Source organism: Comamonas sp. MYb21 (assembly GCF_037479395.1).
Classification (GTDB): Bacteria; Pseudomonadota; Gammaproteobacteria; order Burkholderiales; family Burkholderiaceae_C; genus Comamonas.
The window spans coordinates 203,129-216,068 of the sequence record NZ_JBBGZC010000010.1 but is presented as its reverse complement, the minus strand read 5'-3'; the positions used below and the strand labels follow the sequence as shown (position 1 = coordinate 216,068).

Genomic DNA, 12,940 nt, shown 5'->3' with positions numbered 1-12,940 from the left:
CTGTATAGACTTGGGGCGGGGTGTCTGTTCATACAGGTGGATTGTTACAGCGCGCGGTGTAGCGTGCAAGCCCGAGAACCCTTGAAACACAAGGACTCAAGCGCTATATTGCTTGTAGTGGCAACAGAAAATTGCTACAATTCGAGTAGCCAAATACTGGTTGTTTGTACAGTTGTTTTGATGAAAGGAGATTGGTATGGCGTATTCTGCTTTTGCTGTGGCCAACGCCTTCATTGAGAGGGCTGAGCAAGGTCGCATCCCGAGCCTCACGCCGATGAAGCTGCAGAAGTTGCTGTACTTCGCACAAGCGTGGCATCTTAAAGGGACTAGTGGCGCGCCTTTTCTGGATGACAATTTTGCTCGGTGGCAACACGGCCCGGTAATCCCTGCTCTTTACCATGAGTTCAAGGCTTATGGTTACAGAACTATTACGCGGAAAGCGACAACATTGGCATTTGATGGTGACGATTTTTCGGTCAATGTTCCAATGATCCCCTCCAGTGACGTGAGCGCGTGGGGGCTTGTAGATGCGATCATAAACAGATACGGAAGTATCGATGCTCAGGTACTGTCAAACATGACACATTTGGAAAAGTCAGCTTGGGCGAGCGGCGGTGGTGGAGATGGATCGGTAATAACGCACGGTGAGATTCTCACCGACCCGACAATTAAGTAATACAAGTTGTCAGAAGATAAGCCCCCGCAGCCTTCTGGCGAGCAAGCTCCCAAAAATTGGAAGCTGTTTGTCGGCGAGCAGCCAAACCAGAACCCCAATGAGCCCCAGCCAAAAGTGGCTGGTGGCTTTTCTTTTGCAAATGTGGATAAGCCACCTGGTGAGCAGAAGGATATTCTGGTCACTGAAGCTGCAAAAGATATGGAGGCGAACAGAATATTACGTGACAAGTATGCTAATCGGGCATACGAATTGGCATGTGGATGCATCTGCGCCTGGGTAGTTATGCTTGGTTCGCATGGAGTAGTCAAGGCCACTACGGGCATAGAAATGTGGTCAGATCATGTCATCATGGCTGCTACGACCGGTGTGACGGTTAGTGTGCTCGCTGCATTTCTTGGAGTGATTCGCGGCCTTTTCCCGAAAGGTGGAGGAAAGTAAAACAAATGCAGCTCTTGAATTGAAATTCTCAACCCGCTCCGGCGGGTTTTTTCATGCCCGAGCACAACGTGCTCACTGCATCCTGGTCAGGCACCCTCGTCCACTGCCGCCTGCTTCCTGACGCGCGGGATCTCGTAGTGTTGACCTGGAAAAAACGCCCGCTCAATCTCGCGAAGCCTGTTTACTCCGAGGCCTTTGATCTTAAGAAGCTCAGCCGGCTCCACCGCCTTCAGCTCCTCAGGAGTAGTGATTCCAGCGCTCAGCAAGGCCATGACTATGGACGGGTCGAGGGCTCCGTTAAGAGATGAGCCGCGGATGTGTCGCACTGGTGAATAGATCCGCGCCGGTGTGAATGACTTATCTGGGAAGAACGCTCTCTCAATCAGACGGAAGCGGTACATGCCCAGGCCCCACATCTTCACGAGCTGATGCGGATAGGCACTGCGCAACGCTTCCACCGTATGAATCCCATTCCTTTCAAGAATTCGCTTCACTCGGGGCTGAAGTACGTCGCCCAGGGGTGTTTCGGATTGCTGATCGTCTTGCATGCTGAGCATCATAGTTGGTGAGGCTCGTCGTCCGCCAGGTGCTGGAGCGGGCATAAAAAAGCCCTCCGAAGAGGGCTGCGTATCACCGCTGCGCTAAGTAACTGCCTCCTCTATCGCTACCCAGATGATCTGCAAGTGCCTTCGCGGCTTTCGCGCGACCTCTTGATACCCATGCTTTGACAAGGTAGTAGGCCACAATGCCTAAAGGTATTCCGAAGAGCAATCCAATCCCGCCAAAGAAGCGGAACCCCACTGCCAAGCCTAAGAGGAAGCCAGCGTAAGGTGCCAATGCCTGTCCATCGCTTAGGGAGTGGGCGCGCTTCAATTCTTGCTCTAACTCTTGCTTCTTTTGCTCCCACGTCAACTTCTTTTGCAGCGGATTGTTAGATGTGGCTTTGGGAAACTTGATTTGAGCCAGATGATCCATGCGCCGCTCATCCCATCTTTTGAGCATCCACAATCCAATGGCTCCCCCTGCAAAAGCTGCTACAAGCAGCAAATCCTCCGTAGTCATTTCTCACCTTAGCTGTGACGTTACCGCAAATTCTAATGAAGGAAACACATGTGAAAAAGCCCTCTTACGAGGGCGCTTGGGCGGGAGGGCGGACGCTGGTCAGAATAGCTTGGCTATCCCATAGATGAGCATTGCACCCCCGCCAAATACCAATACGGCCAAGAGCAGAAGACTACCCCCAATTCGAAAAAATCCTGCGCGCTCTTCCTTGTCCTTCACCTGCTGATCAGCACGGCGCAGAAGCTCCAAGTTCTCCAGGTAGGTAGGTGGTCGTTTGAGGGGGTCGAACTTGGGCATGTGCAGAATAATACCGCACCTCGCCAAAAGCTCCGAAATCTGCCCCTGCGCCTGCAACCACGGCCAGCCTTCCATGTGCTTGGCAGCCAGGAAGAGGGCGCCTTCCAATTCAGCCTGCGTCACCTGGCCTTCAACGAGCAAGCCTTCTCGGATCAGCCGGCCCTTTGTGGCTTGTAGCGCCTTCTGCCACGCGCGATCTGGGCGCAGTGTTCCTGTCTGGTAGCAAACCAGCTGCTCCGCAACATAGGCGGACAGCTCATCAGCTTCTTGGCGGGCCGACAGCTGATATGCCCCAGCGTCATCAACGTAGGTCTGGCGGATGTGCGCCTGCAGCTGCTGTAGCCCCGCGTCCCCGGCCTTTGCACCGTTCTGGACCGCGCGCATAAATGCCGGCCACTCGGCGCCCAGCCACTTGCGCATGCCGTAGTGGCCGACGGCCTCGTGCATGAGCGTCTGGGCCAGGGTGGTGGGCATTTGCTGCGCAACGACATGAACCGCACCCTGATGGAAGACGCCCCGCGCGTCCGCCGGCGCCGGTACCGGCAAGTCGCGCGCCGTGGGCGCGATGTGCACCGCAGGCCCGCGCTGCCAGCGCGCAGCAAACCAGTTGGTGATTTTCGAGGCGTGCCCAGTAATCATTACAGAGCAGCAAGGAGTTGGCTATATCCAGGCTCCCTGGTCCCGAATTTGGGATGGAGACCTCTCATTGCGCGACGAATGCCAAGCACATCAGCAAATTGAGGTGAGAGCGGGTGAAATAGCTTGGCCAGGCTGTTGATTCTGTCGGTGATCGCAGTTGCTTGCTCCGGTGACATCGAAGCTGGGCTCAAATCGAACCCTTGTTTGCGGAGCACTGCGTTAACCAAAGGCATAAATTCAATGGCTGGCACGCTGTTCGGAGCCTCGATGTGCTTTACCAGAGCGACCACCATTTCTTGGGGCGACAGAGCGCGCCCAGCCTTCACGTATTGCCCAGTTTTGCGGATGCTCGGAAGGACTTCGCCAGTCACCCAATCGCTGAATTCCTCGGCCTCTGGCTTGCGACTTCGAAGGACAAGCTTGTAGAGACCCGACTCAGTAATGATTGTCACTTTTTGCTCGCCGCCAGGGGTACTCAGATTGCGAGTACCCTTCTGATGGGGCTTGAGATGCCGAGCCGCATTGCTCGCATCTCGGTAGCCTAGGGAAGCGGCTACATCGCTGGCTACAAACCATGGCTCGCCATCGATAACGATGATCCGCACCGAATGAGTGCCAAAGTTAAAAACTGATGGGGAGTCGGCTCCGTTAAAAGCCAAAGACGATTGAAGTGTGGTGTCAGCCATGATGCGGCTCCTTGCGAACTGGTTCAAAACCTGCCGCCACACTCGACCAAGAGATGGTGGCAGGACTGTGCGGGTTGGTCGACCGGGCAAGGACCGGCACACGCTTGCACGTGTCCCGCACAGTCCCACCTTAAATGAGACTGTGCTACACAGAAAAAAAGCCGCTGACCATGATGGCGCGGCTGTTGCTCTGCGCCTTGCTAATCGGGCGACCAAGCCCGAACTTCTTTCGAAGTGCCTTAAGTATAACAAATAGCGATAGTTTCGTGTTGGTGACTTGCTTTGAGCCACTCTTAAAAGGCTCCTTGTAAGTTTTACTGAACATCCATCACCGGATAGGGTTCGACGCTAAGCACCGCCTGAGCAAAACTGCCAGGCATGCGATTCATCCCAGCAACTGATCCCAAAGCCGCAGCCAGAAAGCGGGGCAGGTAATGCCACGCACGGTAAGCCTTGGCGCCATTCTGGGCCTGAACAACCGCCTGCCTCCAACACGCATGGAAGTGGCGCTCCCCAACCGTACCACGGCCGCATGGCTGCAGGTGGCCACCAACATCGACCTGACCAGCAATGGATTCATCCGGCGCCGGCGCGGCGCGGGGAAGAAGGTCGCTGCCGGCTGCCATTCCGTCTGGGGTGACAAGACCGAAGGCTATATGGTGCGCGATGGCGACCTAGTGCACATAAATGCTCGCAGCCTGGTGCAGACCACAGTGGTTGCAGGCGTGGGCCAGGCCCCAGTGCAGTACGCCCGCTTGCCCGACGGCATGGTGTACTGGACCAACGGCAACCAGATCGGGCGCCTGGCCGGCGCAACCGCGCGCAGCATTGCAACGCCTGTCCCCAACCCTGTGCCCGTAGCCAGCGCTACCGGTGGCAGCCTGCCGCCTGGCCGCTACCAGGTTCTGTTCACCGCCCTGGGTCCTGATGGCGAATCGCCAACGACCGAGCCCCAGGCCATCCACCTACCAAACGGTGGTGGTGTTGCCATTGCCGGACTGACCCCCAACACCTTGGTCTACGCCACGGGGCCCGATGGCGAGATCTTCAACGAGATCGCCCCCGGCGACTACGTGAGCTTGGGCAACACGGGCGCTGCATGCGGCACCCTCATGCACAAGACCATGCCGGCGGGCCGTGCCCTTGCCCACTATCGCGGCTCGCTGATGGTGGGACGAGGGCGCTTCGTCTATGTGAGCGAACCCTACGAGTACGGCCGGGTGAACCTGGGCCGGGCCTTTATTCCATTCCCCGGCGATGTGTCGGTCATCGCGCCATGCGAGGACGGCGTCTACATCTGCGCCGACAAAACCTATTGGATCGCTGGCGACCCGCTGAACTCGGCCCCCGTGGTGGTGCTGCCCTTTGGCGCCATGCCAGGCTCTCTCGCCTATGACCCCAAGGAGCAGGCCAGCTACTGGCAAAGCGAGCTCGGGGTGATTGTGGCCAAGCCAGGCGGGATTGTGGTCGCGCCCCAGGACGATGCTCTGCAGTTTGGCAGGGCTGAGTCGGGCGCAACGCTGGTGCGGGACCAGGACGGCGAAACCCACATCATTGCCGCCCGGTTTGATGTTGAAGAACTTCATGAGGATTGAACCATGTCTTTGAACTTCCCGGCCCAGGGCCGCGACTATTTGATGGATGTCGGTGTCCACGGCGGCACGCAGGTGCCCACCTGGCACATCGCATTGTTTGAGGGCGACTACGACCCTCAAGAGGACGACACGGCGGCCAACATCGGTAGCCGCGCAACAGAGATCACGGCTTATTCCGAGACCACCCGGCAGGAGTTCAAGGAAGCGGCGGCCACTGGCGGCGCTACCAGCAACTCTGGTGCGGTGGCACTCGTCACGTTGACCGCGCAGAAAGCTGTCTCCGGTTTCGCTCTGGTGTCCAGCGCAGGCAAGGGGTCGAGCACCGGCATCTTGCTGTGCTACCAGCGCCTGCCATCGCCCCGCACCTATGGCCCGGGCGACGTGGTCAAGATCCCGGTGAGCCTGTTGCTCGCCAACGCCGTTTAACCCGAACCCCGAAGGAGCGTCACATGACGGTTAGTTTTTCCACTGGATACCGCAATGCTGCAGCAGGCGGCGCGCTGAACGCGGCCCCGTCCGCCCCCATCATGGATGGCTGCGTGCTGATGCTCTATGCCGGCAGCATGCCTGCCTCGGCTGACGCAGCGCTCGACAGCGCCACCTTGCTGGCCACCTACAGCTTGAACGGCACCGGTGACCCGCTCGCCTGGAGCGCCCCGGCCAATGGCTCGGTGTCCAAGGTGGCAGGCGATGTCTGGTCGGCTGTCGCGGTTGCCTCAGGCACACCCACGTTCTTCCGCTACCAAGCGCCCGATGACGATGGCACCTTGAGCAACACCCGCGTCCGGATGCAAGGTAAGGTGGGCCTGGTGTCAGACCCGAGCGCAGACCTGGCACTGAGCAGCCTGGCCATTGCCAATGGCGCGCCGCTGACCATTGATGCTGCAAGCGCCACGGTGCCGGCCAGCATGTAAGGGCAGCCATGACGCTGTTGGTAGATGCTGACTTTGGCGGGCCTGCGGGTAGCCGTATTGAGGGTCGCAACGCGGGGGTAGGGGCTGAGCTGCTGTGGGCGAGCGAGTGGGGCGACCCCACGCCGATCATGGATGGCATGGGCAACGTGATCCAGGAGGACTCTTCTGAAAGGGACGCCATCTTGTCGCTCCCGCCAGCCATGTTCACGGGGCCGTTCTCGGTAGCGCTGCGCTTAGCGGCCGTCAGCACAGGAGGGGATAGCCCCAATGTGATCACCGTGCGCATGGGCGGGTTGGATGTGTTCCTGATGAACCAACCCGGTGTCGGCGGCGCGATTACAGCAGGAGCCACCTTTGCTGGCATTGCCACCGTGGACGATGCCGTGGGCAAACAAATCTGGTACACCTTCGACCCGGTCGAGATGCGCATTGTCGCAGGCGTCGGTGAGGAGATTGGGCGTGAAGACGATGTGATTCTCAGCGCCTACGGGCCCATCTACTTCTCAGACACCAACCTCAAGCTGATCATGTATTCGGTGGAGGAGGGCGCCACGACCGTCAAGCTCAGCAATTTGAAGGTAGACGGCATCGGCTCGCTCAACATGCCCGATTTCTGGACGGAGTTCGCGGGCGCACGCGAAGTGCCTTGATGGACTACAGCAAGTTCCCCCACCACCGAGGCATGCCCCGCAGCCTGCAGGGCGAGCGACAGGCCAGGTTTCTGGACACCCTGGGCGCTCCTGCCCTGCGCCATGCCAACCTCGATGGCAGCCGCTCGTCCAAGGTAGGCGGCCGTCTGTATGTCGATCCGGCGCAAGACCAGGCAGAGGACGGCTACTACAGCGCCGGGGCGGTGGGTGATGGCTCGATCCATGTTGTGGGCAGCGCCACAGCCATAGGCGTATTCCTCGATCGCGGCGTCTTTGGCAACTCGGCGGACTATGTGAACACCGACATCAGGCAGATGTTCTACTACGGTGCGGGGCTGGGCGCCATGATCCGGGTGGTCTACCGGGGCACCATGCCAGACTTTAACGGCATGCCATCCATCGTGGCGGGCGTGTCCGTGCACAAGACGCGCAACGGCCGCACCTTTGAGCAGGTCTACGAGACCTACGCCTCTGTGCCCTACGTCTCTGCGCTCCGTTCTTATAACGCGGCCATCTTCGCCACCGGGCCCACCTTGGTGCGCCAGGGCGTGGTGGGGTGGCGCTACATGGGCCTGGGCGCCGTGCAGTTCCTGGACGGCCAGTACCAGTTTGTCTACATCGTGGATGACGGGATCTCCCGAGGCTATGGCAACACCCTGACGATTGCCTGGCAGCTGCCGCTGCTGTTTGAGGCCTGGTCCACGGCGCCCGAGCAGCGCTTTGCACTGGGTAAATACCTGCGGCCCGAATACAGCCAGGCAGGGATGCCGCACCCGATCAATGTGGCCGCCTGCCCCGGGGTGGATTTTCAGTTCTCTGATGACTCAGGCATGAACTGGGTGCGCGCCGCTGCGCTCCCGGTGATGGCCGAATTCAGCGATACCGCTTTGGCGCTGCCGGCCGACTCTGTCCCTGCCGCCATCGCCTTCAATACGGCGGTCAACTGGGTGCATGTGAACGTGGCGCCCGTCTCCAAGCGCTATGCCGTGGCCATTGTCTCTGTGCCCTACATCGAGGTGGATGCCAGCCTGCCCACCGGCTACCGGGTGCATGCCAAGGTCAAGCTGGCCCGGATCGATCACGAGGAGCGCACCGTCGTGCAGACGGCGGTGCTGCAGGACTTCCGTTCCGAAGACGCAGACGACTGGGACAGCGGCGCGGAGAATGCCGCGGCGTTCGCCAATGGCGGCTGCGTGCCCATCGCGGGTGGCGCGCTGTTTGTGCTGCGCCCGCCCGGCCAGGCTGACTACCGGGACAACGCGGCCGTGTGCCTTTTCACCACCGATGGCTATGACCTGCAGTACCAGCCCAGCACCGGCTGGCCAGGCTGGCATGTCGGCATTCCCTTTGCCATTGATGCCCGGACCCTGGCGCTGCCCGTATTCAGGGCTGAGCCCGTCCTCGTGGAATCGGGCGGCGCGGTGGCGGCATATGGCCAGGGCTACACGCTCATGCAGTCCACGGACCTGGGAGCGACTTGGAAGCAGCGCGCCGTGCTCTCGGTGGATGCGCCCGCGCCGGTAAAACAATTGGGCGTGTCCTACCTGCGCGACTTTGCCAGCATCACCCAGCTGCGCGCTGCCAACTTCGCGGCCAATGCCACACCAGGGGCTACCTGGATTTCTGACTCTCGATTCCCAGCGCCCAGCGCATAGGAGCAAGCGGTGGCCAATTCACTGATCAAGGAAAAAGTCTACGTCCCGGGCGAGCAGGGCCAGGAATACCGCCCGGCCCGGCCAGCTCGAGATATCTTTGTCGACACCATGGTGTGCGGCATGCGCCCCGTATCCAAGAATGTGCCCGGGCGCTACAAGTATGTGACCAATGCGGCCACCGGTCAGGTCTCGGCCATCTTTGTGCCCGACAAGAAGACCGGCACCGTCACCCTGGTGAGCGAGATTGAGATGACCTATGCCTGCTGGGAGGAGAAGGTGCTGGTTCACCTTCCGGCTGACCCGGGGCAGAAGGGGGTCGCTGCCCGCGCGCCGGGCTGGGACTACGCCCTGGGCTGGGAGAACGGGGCGCGCTCGCTGATGTTCGTGACTGGCGATGCTTCGGCCACCTTCCAGGGCCGGGCCAGCCTCATCGGCGCCGTGGTGGGCCTCAATGGCTACGAGGACCCGGTCCAGTACACGGGCCTCACCACCGCTTACGGCTTCTACCTGGCCAAGGGCCTTGCCAAGGTGATGGAGCTGGGCAAGGCAAAGACTGGTTCGCGCCCCTACACCGATGCCACCGTGTTCAAGATCGAGCGCGTCGATGGCGTGGTGAGCTATTTCCTCGATGACGAGCTGGTCTACACCAGCAGTACCACCGGCAGCACCGAGCCACTGTGGCTGCAGGCCGCGCTGTATGCCGGGGATGATGAGATCTTCAACCCTGTGCTCACGCAGCTGTCTCCCCCAGACACGAGCCCAGTGACAGGTGAGATCAAGTTGACCTTGCCCCCGGCCAACGCCGCCTTCGACAAGGGCCGGGTCCTGCGCTTGGTGCTGGGCCAGGCCAAGCCCGCCATGTCGTTTGGCAAGCTGGCCGCGCCATCGTTCGCATTGCTGAGCCTCACCCTGCCGCCGGTGCAGCCGTATGCCAATGCGCTGGTGGGCGCCGTGGGTCAGCTGGTCCTGACTATCCCTCCTGTCAATCTCGCAGCGTCGGACCGGGAGATCGGCCGGCTCAAGCTGCCCCTGCCAGCGCCAACCCTTTACGGCCGCAACTGGCCCTACGGCGAGCTGCCGGGCACCTTTGGGCGGCTGATGCTGGGCGGCAAGATCTCGTTGCAGGGCTTGGTGACCCTGCAGACCAAGCCCATGCGCGCGGTGCTGTCTGGATCCGTGTCTCCGTATGCAGAGGCCACCCTGCAGACGGTGGTGATGCGCGGGATGCTCAGCGGCGACATGACGGCCATGGGCGAGGTCACTTTGCCGGTGGTGCCCATGCGCGCTGTGCTGAGCGGGAAGATCTCGATTCTGTCGGGCCTGGGTGAGGTGTTCGCCCTCAACATGACCGGCGGCAACCCGGGCGGGACCACCCGCTACGAGCGCTACCCCTACAACAGCTTTGCCACCATTGGCGGTAAGCACTATGGGGCCAGTGAGGAAGGCCTGTTCCTGCTGGATGGTGATGACGATGCGGGCGAGCCCATCGAGGCCGTGTTCGGCATGGGCCAACTGGACTTCGGCAGTCCGCAGGTGAAGATCCTGAGCTACTGCTACCTGGGCGCGGCGGCGGGCTCCATGCGGCTGCAGATCGAATCCTTGCTCAACGGCCGGCCCGCCAGCTACACCTATCCAGCCCGTGGGCACGGGGCCAGCATGCGCGAGGTGCGCTTTGACCTGGGTCGCGGGCTGCGCAGCGCCTACGCCACGCCCACTTTCTACAACAGCAACGGCGATGCGTTTGAGGTGGATGCCATTCGCTTCGTCGTCAACGAGTCAAACCGGAGGATCTAAGCCATGCCTATCGTCACCATTCCGCCCGGCATCACGGGCCCGGCCCTGCAAACCACTCAGGTCATCAACGCCAAATGGGACAACGCCATGGGTTGGCACGCCCAGTCAATCGGCTTTGGGCAGGAAGCCATGGCACAAGCGGGGACTGCGCCCGTGGTGCAGCAGCCCTCTGTTGTGCAGAATTTTGAACTGGTCGACCCGCCAAACAACCTGAGTTTTGACGACCCAACGGCAGCGATGGCGTACTTTGATGCCAAGAATTCTGAGATCTCAGCCCAGATTGATACGGCGTTCCGCTCGATGCTGGGCGAAGCCTTCCCTGATTTGTCCATTCTGGCCGAGGCACTGGCTTGGTGCCGGCGCGCCATCACGCAGGGCGGCACGGGCATCAACTCCAATGTGGAGGCCGCATTGTGGGAGCGCGGCCGGGCGCGTATCCTGCGCCAAGCCGACCGTGACATGGCTAGCACCACCGAGCGCTATGCCCGCGCCGGCTGGCCGCTGCCGCCTGGCGCGATGCTGCACGATACGGCGCTGATCCGCCAAGACAGCCGAGACAAGCTGGCCGAGCAAAGCCGCGACATTTCCATCAAGAGCTTTGAGACAGAGGTGGAGAACGTCCGCTTTGCCGTCGGCGCCGTGTCGGACATGTACACGAAGGCCATTGCTGCCGTGGGCGAGTATGTCAAGGCCATTGCGCTGGGGCCGCAGTTGGCCGCCCAGCTATCTACCTCGATGTCCGGGCTCAAGAACGAGGCAGCGCGCACCTTGGTGGCCCTGTATCAGGCGCAGAGCGCTGCTATCGATCCGCTGCTCCGCCTGTCCATCACCGATGCCGAGCTAAAGACCCGGGTGTCCGAAGCCAATGCCCGCTTTAAGCTGGAGACCAACCAGATGCGCGTGCAGACCTTCCTGGCCAACGCCAAGATGGCTGGCGACTCAGTGGCTGCCAGCTTGAACGGTATCGGCGCAGGGGTGAGCAACAACATGAGCACCTCCGTGCAGAGCTTCTAACCGCTTACCCCGTATAGGGTTCGACGTTCTGGGCCGGGGGCTTGACACTGCTATGCATGACAGCGCCCGCTCACCTCTGCTACACCATCTACCAAGGGGCCACGTTCCGGCGTGGCTTCCAGTGGTGCACGGCACCTTACCCCACGCGCCTCGTCAATGGAGAGTTGGTCAATGCCCAGAACGGCCGGCCCGTCCCCAAGACTGACCTGACGCCGGTGGACCTCACGGGCTGCGCGGCCCGCATGCAGCTGCGTGACGATGTGCTCGCCCCCGATGTACTGCTGGAGCTGAGCACGGAAAACGGCCGCATTGACCTCAGCAGTGGGGAGGGGCGCGTGGTCTTCTTGCTGGATGCCGCGACCACGGCGGGGCTCCCCTATGGGCAAAACCCTCCAGTGGCCTGGTGCTCGGCGGTGGGTCAGTTGGAGATCCTGCACCCCAATGGCGATGTGTCGCGCGTGGCGGAAATCTCCTGGAACCTGAGCCCAGAGGGCACGCGATGAACTGCGATACCTCCGTCATCGTGGACCTGCAGCCCGGCGAGATTCTGGTAATGCCAGAGGACAGCCAGGTGGTCGTGAGCGAGATCGAGCTTACCGAAGTGCTGATCGCGCCCGGGGAGCAAGGCCCGCCAGGCCCACCTGGCCCGCCAGGACCTATTGGGAACGCTGACGGCGCTTTCTTGGTGTCGAACCGGTTAGCGGAACTAGACACCGAAGAAGCCAAGCAAAGCGCTCGCGCCAATCTGGGTGTGCAGATCATCGACGGCGGAACGTTTAATTAGGAGGCCACATGCCACGTATTCAACTCAAACGCGGCCTCAAGGCCAATCTTCCGACTTCAGGAATGCTCGCAGGTGAGCCGCTGGTCACCACGGATCGGGGAACACTCCATGTAGCGCTTGATGAGGCCACCAAGTTGCCGGTGGTGCCGGCCCTTGACGATCTCGCCACGCTGCCTGCGATCTCAGGCGCTGATGATTTGCTGCTGATCCATGACGCGAGCGAAGCATCCGGGCAGAAAGAAAAGAAGATCACCTTTGATGCCTTCAAGACGGCCCTGAACATTCCTCCCGGCTCCGCCGATGAAAAGGTAGCAGTCGTCGCGGGCGGCACTGCCGGATTTATCTGGGGGACTGACGGCACTGACGGCATTCTGCGCATGAACGCCAGCCTGGCGTGGACCAAGGATCCAGGGAATGCATTCGTGACCCTGGCGGTGGGTGTCGTTGATGGCGGGACATTCTGATGACGGCCATCAAGATGAAGCGCGGCTCGCGTGCACAGATAGAGGCTGCTGCATCCGTGGGTGGACTTGCTGCTGGAGAGCCGTACCTGGTGACTGATAAAGAAGCCATTGCCGTGGGGACGGGGGCGGGCTCATTTTCTCAAATGATCGCGGGCTCCGGGGTAGGCAAGGTGACGTTATCAGCCACTGAACCTGCCGCCCCAAAATTTGGCGATGTGTGGATTCAAATCACGGCTTGACGAGAGTCGTGCTATTAAGGGTTTAGGATTCAT

17 protein-coding genes are annotated in these 12,940 nt (G+C 60.7%); 13 read left to right on the top strand and 4 right to left on the bottom strand.

The genetic code is table 11. The annotated features are described in order from the left end of the window. Positions 1 to 196: 196 nt before the first annotated feature. Together WH367_RS16370 and WH367_RS16365 are read left to right on the top strand one after the other, a co-directional pair. Positions 197 to 676 carry a Panacea domain-containing protein gene (locus tag WH367_RS16370; protein ID WP_339536908.1) on the top strand — a complete coding sequence of 160 codons (480 nt, stop codon included), beginning with the start codon at positions 197 to 199 and terminating at the stop codon, positions 674 to 676. A gap of 6 nt (positions 677 to 682) precedes the next feature. Further along, positions 683 to 1,114: a hypothetical protein gene (locus WH367_RS16365; protein ID WP_339536907.1), complete on the top strand. Its 432-nt coding sequence runs from the start codon at positions 683 to 685 to the stop codon at positions 1,112 to 1,114. A gap of 86 nt (positions 1,115 to 1,200) precedes the next feature. Here WH367_RS16365 and WH367_RS16360 read toward each other — a convergent pair whose 3' ends face one another. From WH367_RS16360 to WH367_RS16345, 4 genes are all read right to left on the bottom strand, one after another. After that, a complete protein-coding gene (locus WH367_RS16360; RefSeq protein WP_339536906.1) occupies positions 1,201 to 1,662 on the bottom strand; it encodes a helix-hairpin-helix domain-containing protein in 462 nt (153 codons plus the stop codon). Positions 1,663 to 1,744: 82 nt separating this feature from the next. Then, positions 1,745 to 2,176 carry a hypothetical protein gene (locus WH367_RS16355; protein ID WP_339536905.1) on the bottom strand — a complete coding sequence of 144 codons (432 nt, stop codon included), beginning with the start codon at positions 2,174 to 2,176 and terminating at the stop codon, positions 1,745 to 1,747. A 99-nt stretch (positions 2,177 to 2,275) separates the two neighbouring features. Beyond that, complete coding sequence (locus WH367_RS16350) at positions 2,276 to 3,112, bottom strand: hypothetical protein (RefSeq protein ID WP_339536904.1); 837 nt, start codon at positions 3,110 to 3,112, stop codon at positions 2,276 to 2,278. Beyond that, entirely contained in the window at positions 3,112 to 3,798 is a 687-nt protein-coding gene (locus tag WH367_RS16345; protein ID WP_339536903.1) for a BRO-N domain-containing protein, read from the bottom strand. The genes WH367_RS16350 and WH367_RS16345 overlap by 1 nt, the downstream gene beginning before the upstream one ends. A gap of 434 nt (positions 3,799 to 4,232) precedes the next feature. Here WH367_RS16345 and WH367_RS16340 point away from each other — a divergent pair, with 434 nt between their 5' ends. The 11 genes from WH367_RS16340 to WH367_RS16290 are packed head-to-tail and all read left to right on the top strand — an operon-like array spanning position 4,233 to position 12,907. Beyond that, positions 4,233 to 5,393, top strand: a complete 1,161-nt coding sequence (locus WH367_RS16340) for a hypothetical protein (RefSeq protein ID WP_339536902.1) — start codon at positions 4,233 to 4,235, stop codon at positions 5,391 to 5,393. Between the two features lie 3 nt (positions 5,394 to 5,396). Continuing rightward, on the top strand, positions 5,397 to 5,819 hold the full coding sequence (locus WH367_RS16335) for a phage tail fiber protein (protein ID WP_339536901.1): 423 nt from the start codon (positions 5,397 to 5,399) through the stop codon (positions 5,817 to 5,819). A 23-nt stretch (positions 5,820 to 5,842) separates the two neighbouring features. Next, positions 5,843 to 6,307 carry a hypothetical protein gene (locus tag WH367_RS16330; RefSeq protein ID WP_339536900.1) on the top strand — a complete coding sequence of 155 codons (465 nt, stop codon included), beginning with the start codon at positions 5,843 to 5,845 and terminating at the stop codon, positions 6,305 to 6,307. A gap of 8 nt (positions 6,308 to 6,315) precedes the next feature. Continuing rightward, complete coding sequence (locus tag WH367_RS16325) at positions 6,316 to 6,957, top strand: hypothetical protein (protein ID WP_021026312.1); 642 nt, start codon at positions 6,316 to 6,318, stop codon at positions 6,955 to 6,957. Then, a complete protein-coding gene (locus WH367_RS16320; RefSeq protein ID WP_339536899.1) occupies positions 6,957 to 8,612 on the top strand; it encodes a hypothetical protein in 1,656 nt (551 codons plus the stop codon). Before WH367_RS16325 ends, WH367_RS16320 begins: the two co-directional genes overlap by 1 nt. Positions 8,613 to 8,621: 9 nt before the next feature. Further along, on the top strand, positions 8,622 to 10,406 hold the full coding sequence (locus WH367_RS16315; RefSeq protein WP_339536898.1) for a hypothetical protein: 1,785 nt from the start codon (positions 8,622 to 8,624) through the stop codon (positions 10,404 to 10,406). A gap of 3 nt (positions 10,407 to 10,409) precedes the next feature. Next, positions 10,410 to 11,420 (top strand): hypothetical protein, encoded by a 1,011-nt coding sequence (locus WH367_RS16310; RefSeq protein ID WP_021026310.1) that lies wholly within the window; start codon positions 10,410 to 10,412, stop codon positions 11,418 to 11,420. Between the two features lie 56 nt (positions 11,421 to 11,476). Then, a complete protein-coding gene (locus WH367_RS16305) occupies positions 11,477 to 11,923 on the top strand; it encodes a hypothetical protein (RefSeq protein ID WP_021026309.1) in 447 nt (148 codons plus the stop codon). After that, entirely contained in the window at positions 11,920 to 12,204 is a 285-nt protein-coding gene (locus WH367_RS16300; protein ID WP_021026308.1) for a hypothetical protein, read from the top strand. Before WH367_RS16305 ends, WH367_RS16300 begins: the two co-directional genes overlap by 4 nt. Before the next feature lie 8 nt (positions 12,205 to 12,212). Next, positions 12,213 to 12,668 carry a hyaluronate lyase N-terminal domain-containing protein gene (locus WH367_RS16295; RefSeq protein WP_021026307.1) on the top strand — a complete coding sequence of 152 codons (456 nt, stop codon included), beginning with the start codon at positions 12,213 to 12,215 and terminating at the stop codon, positions 12,666 to 12,668. Beyond that, positions 12,668 to 12,907 carry a hypothetical protein gene (locus tag WH367_RS16290; protein WP_021026306.1) on the top strand — a complete coding sequence of 80 codons (240 nt, stop codon included), beginning with the start codon at positions 12,668 to 12,670 and terminating at the stop codon, positions 12,905 to 12,907. Before WH367_RS16295 ends, WH367_RS16290 begins: the two co-directional genes overlap by 1 nt. Positions 12,908 to 12,940: the final 33 nt, after the last annotated feature.

Excerpts from the sequence above, each read along its gene's own strand:
- WH367_RS16330 (WP_339536900.1), top strand. The coding sequence starts at position 5,843 with ATGACGGTTAGTTTTTCCACTGGATACCGCAATGCTGCAGCAGGCGGC.
- WH367_RS16360 (WP_339536906.1), bottom strand. The coding sequence starts at position 1,662 with ATGCAAGACGATCAGCAATCCGAAACACCCCTGGGCGACGTACTTCAG.
- WH367_RS16370 (WP_339536908.1), top strand. The coding sequence starts at position 197 with ATGGCGTATTCTGCTTTTGCTGTGGCCAACGCCTTCATTGAGAGGGCT.
- WH367_RS16350 (WP_339536904.1), bottom strand. The coding sequence starts at position 3,112 with ATGATTACTGGGCACGCCTCGAAAATCACCAACTGGTTTGCTGCGCGC.
- WH367_RS16295 (WP_021026307.1), top strand. The coding sequence starts at position 12,213 with ATGCCACGTATTCAACTCAAACGCGGCCTCAAGGCCAATCTTCCGACT.
- WH367_RS16300 (WP_021026308.1), top strand. The coding sequence starts at position 11,920 with ATGAACTGCGATACCTCCGTCATCGTGGACCTGCAGCCCGGCGAGATT.
- WH367_RS16345 (WP_339536903.1), bottom strand. The coding sequence starts at position 3,798 with ATGGCTGACACCACACTTCAATCGTCTTTGGCTTTTAACGGAGCCGAC.
- WH367_RS16325 (WP_021026312.1), top strand. The coding sequence starts at position 6,316 with ATGACGCTGTTGGTAGATGCTGACTTTGGCGGGCCTGCGGGTAGCCGT.
- WH367_RS16320 (WP_339536899.1), top strand. The coding sequence starts at position 6,957 with ATGGACTACAGCAAGTTCCCCCACCACCGAGGCATGCCCCGCAGCCTG.
- WH367_RS16355 (WP_339536905.1), bottom strand. The coding sequence starts at position 2,176 with ATGACTACGGAGGATTTGCTGCTTGTAGCAGCTTTTGCAGGGGGAGCC.
- WH367_RS16340 (WP_339536902.1), top strand. The coding sequence starts at position 4,233 with ATGCCACGCACGGTAAGCCTTGGCGCCATTCTGGGCCTGAACAACCGC.
- WH367_RS16310 (WP_021026310.1), top strand. The coding sequence starts at position 10,410 with ATGCCTATCGTCACCATTCCGCCCGGCATCACGGGCCCGGCCCTGCAA.
- WH367_RS16290 (WP_021026306.1), top strand. The coding sequence starts at position 12,668 with ATGACGGCCATCAAGATGAAGCGCGGCTCGCGTGCACAGATAGAGGCT.
- WH367_RS16335 (WP_339536901.1), top strand. The coding sequence starts at position 5,397 with ATGTCTTTGAACTTCCCGGCCCAGGGCCGCGACTATTTGATGGATGTC.
- WH367_RS16305 (WP_021026309.1), top strand. The coding sequence starts at position 11,477 with ATGACAGCGCCCGCTCACCTCTGCTACACCATCTACCAAGGGGCCACG.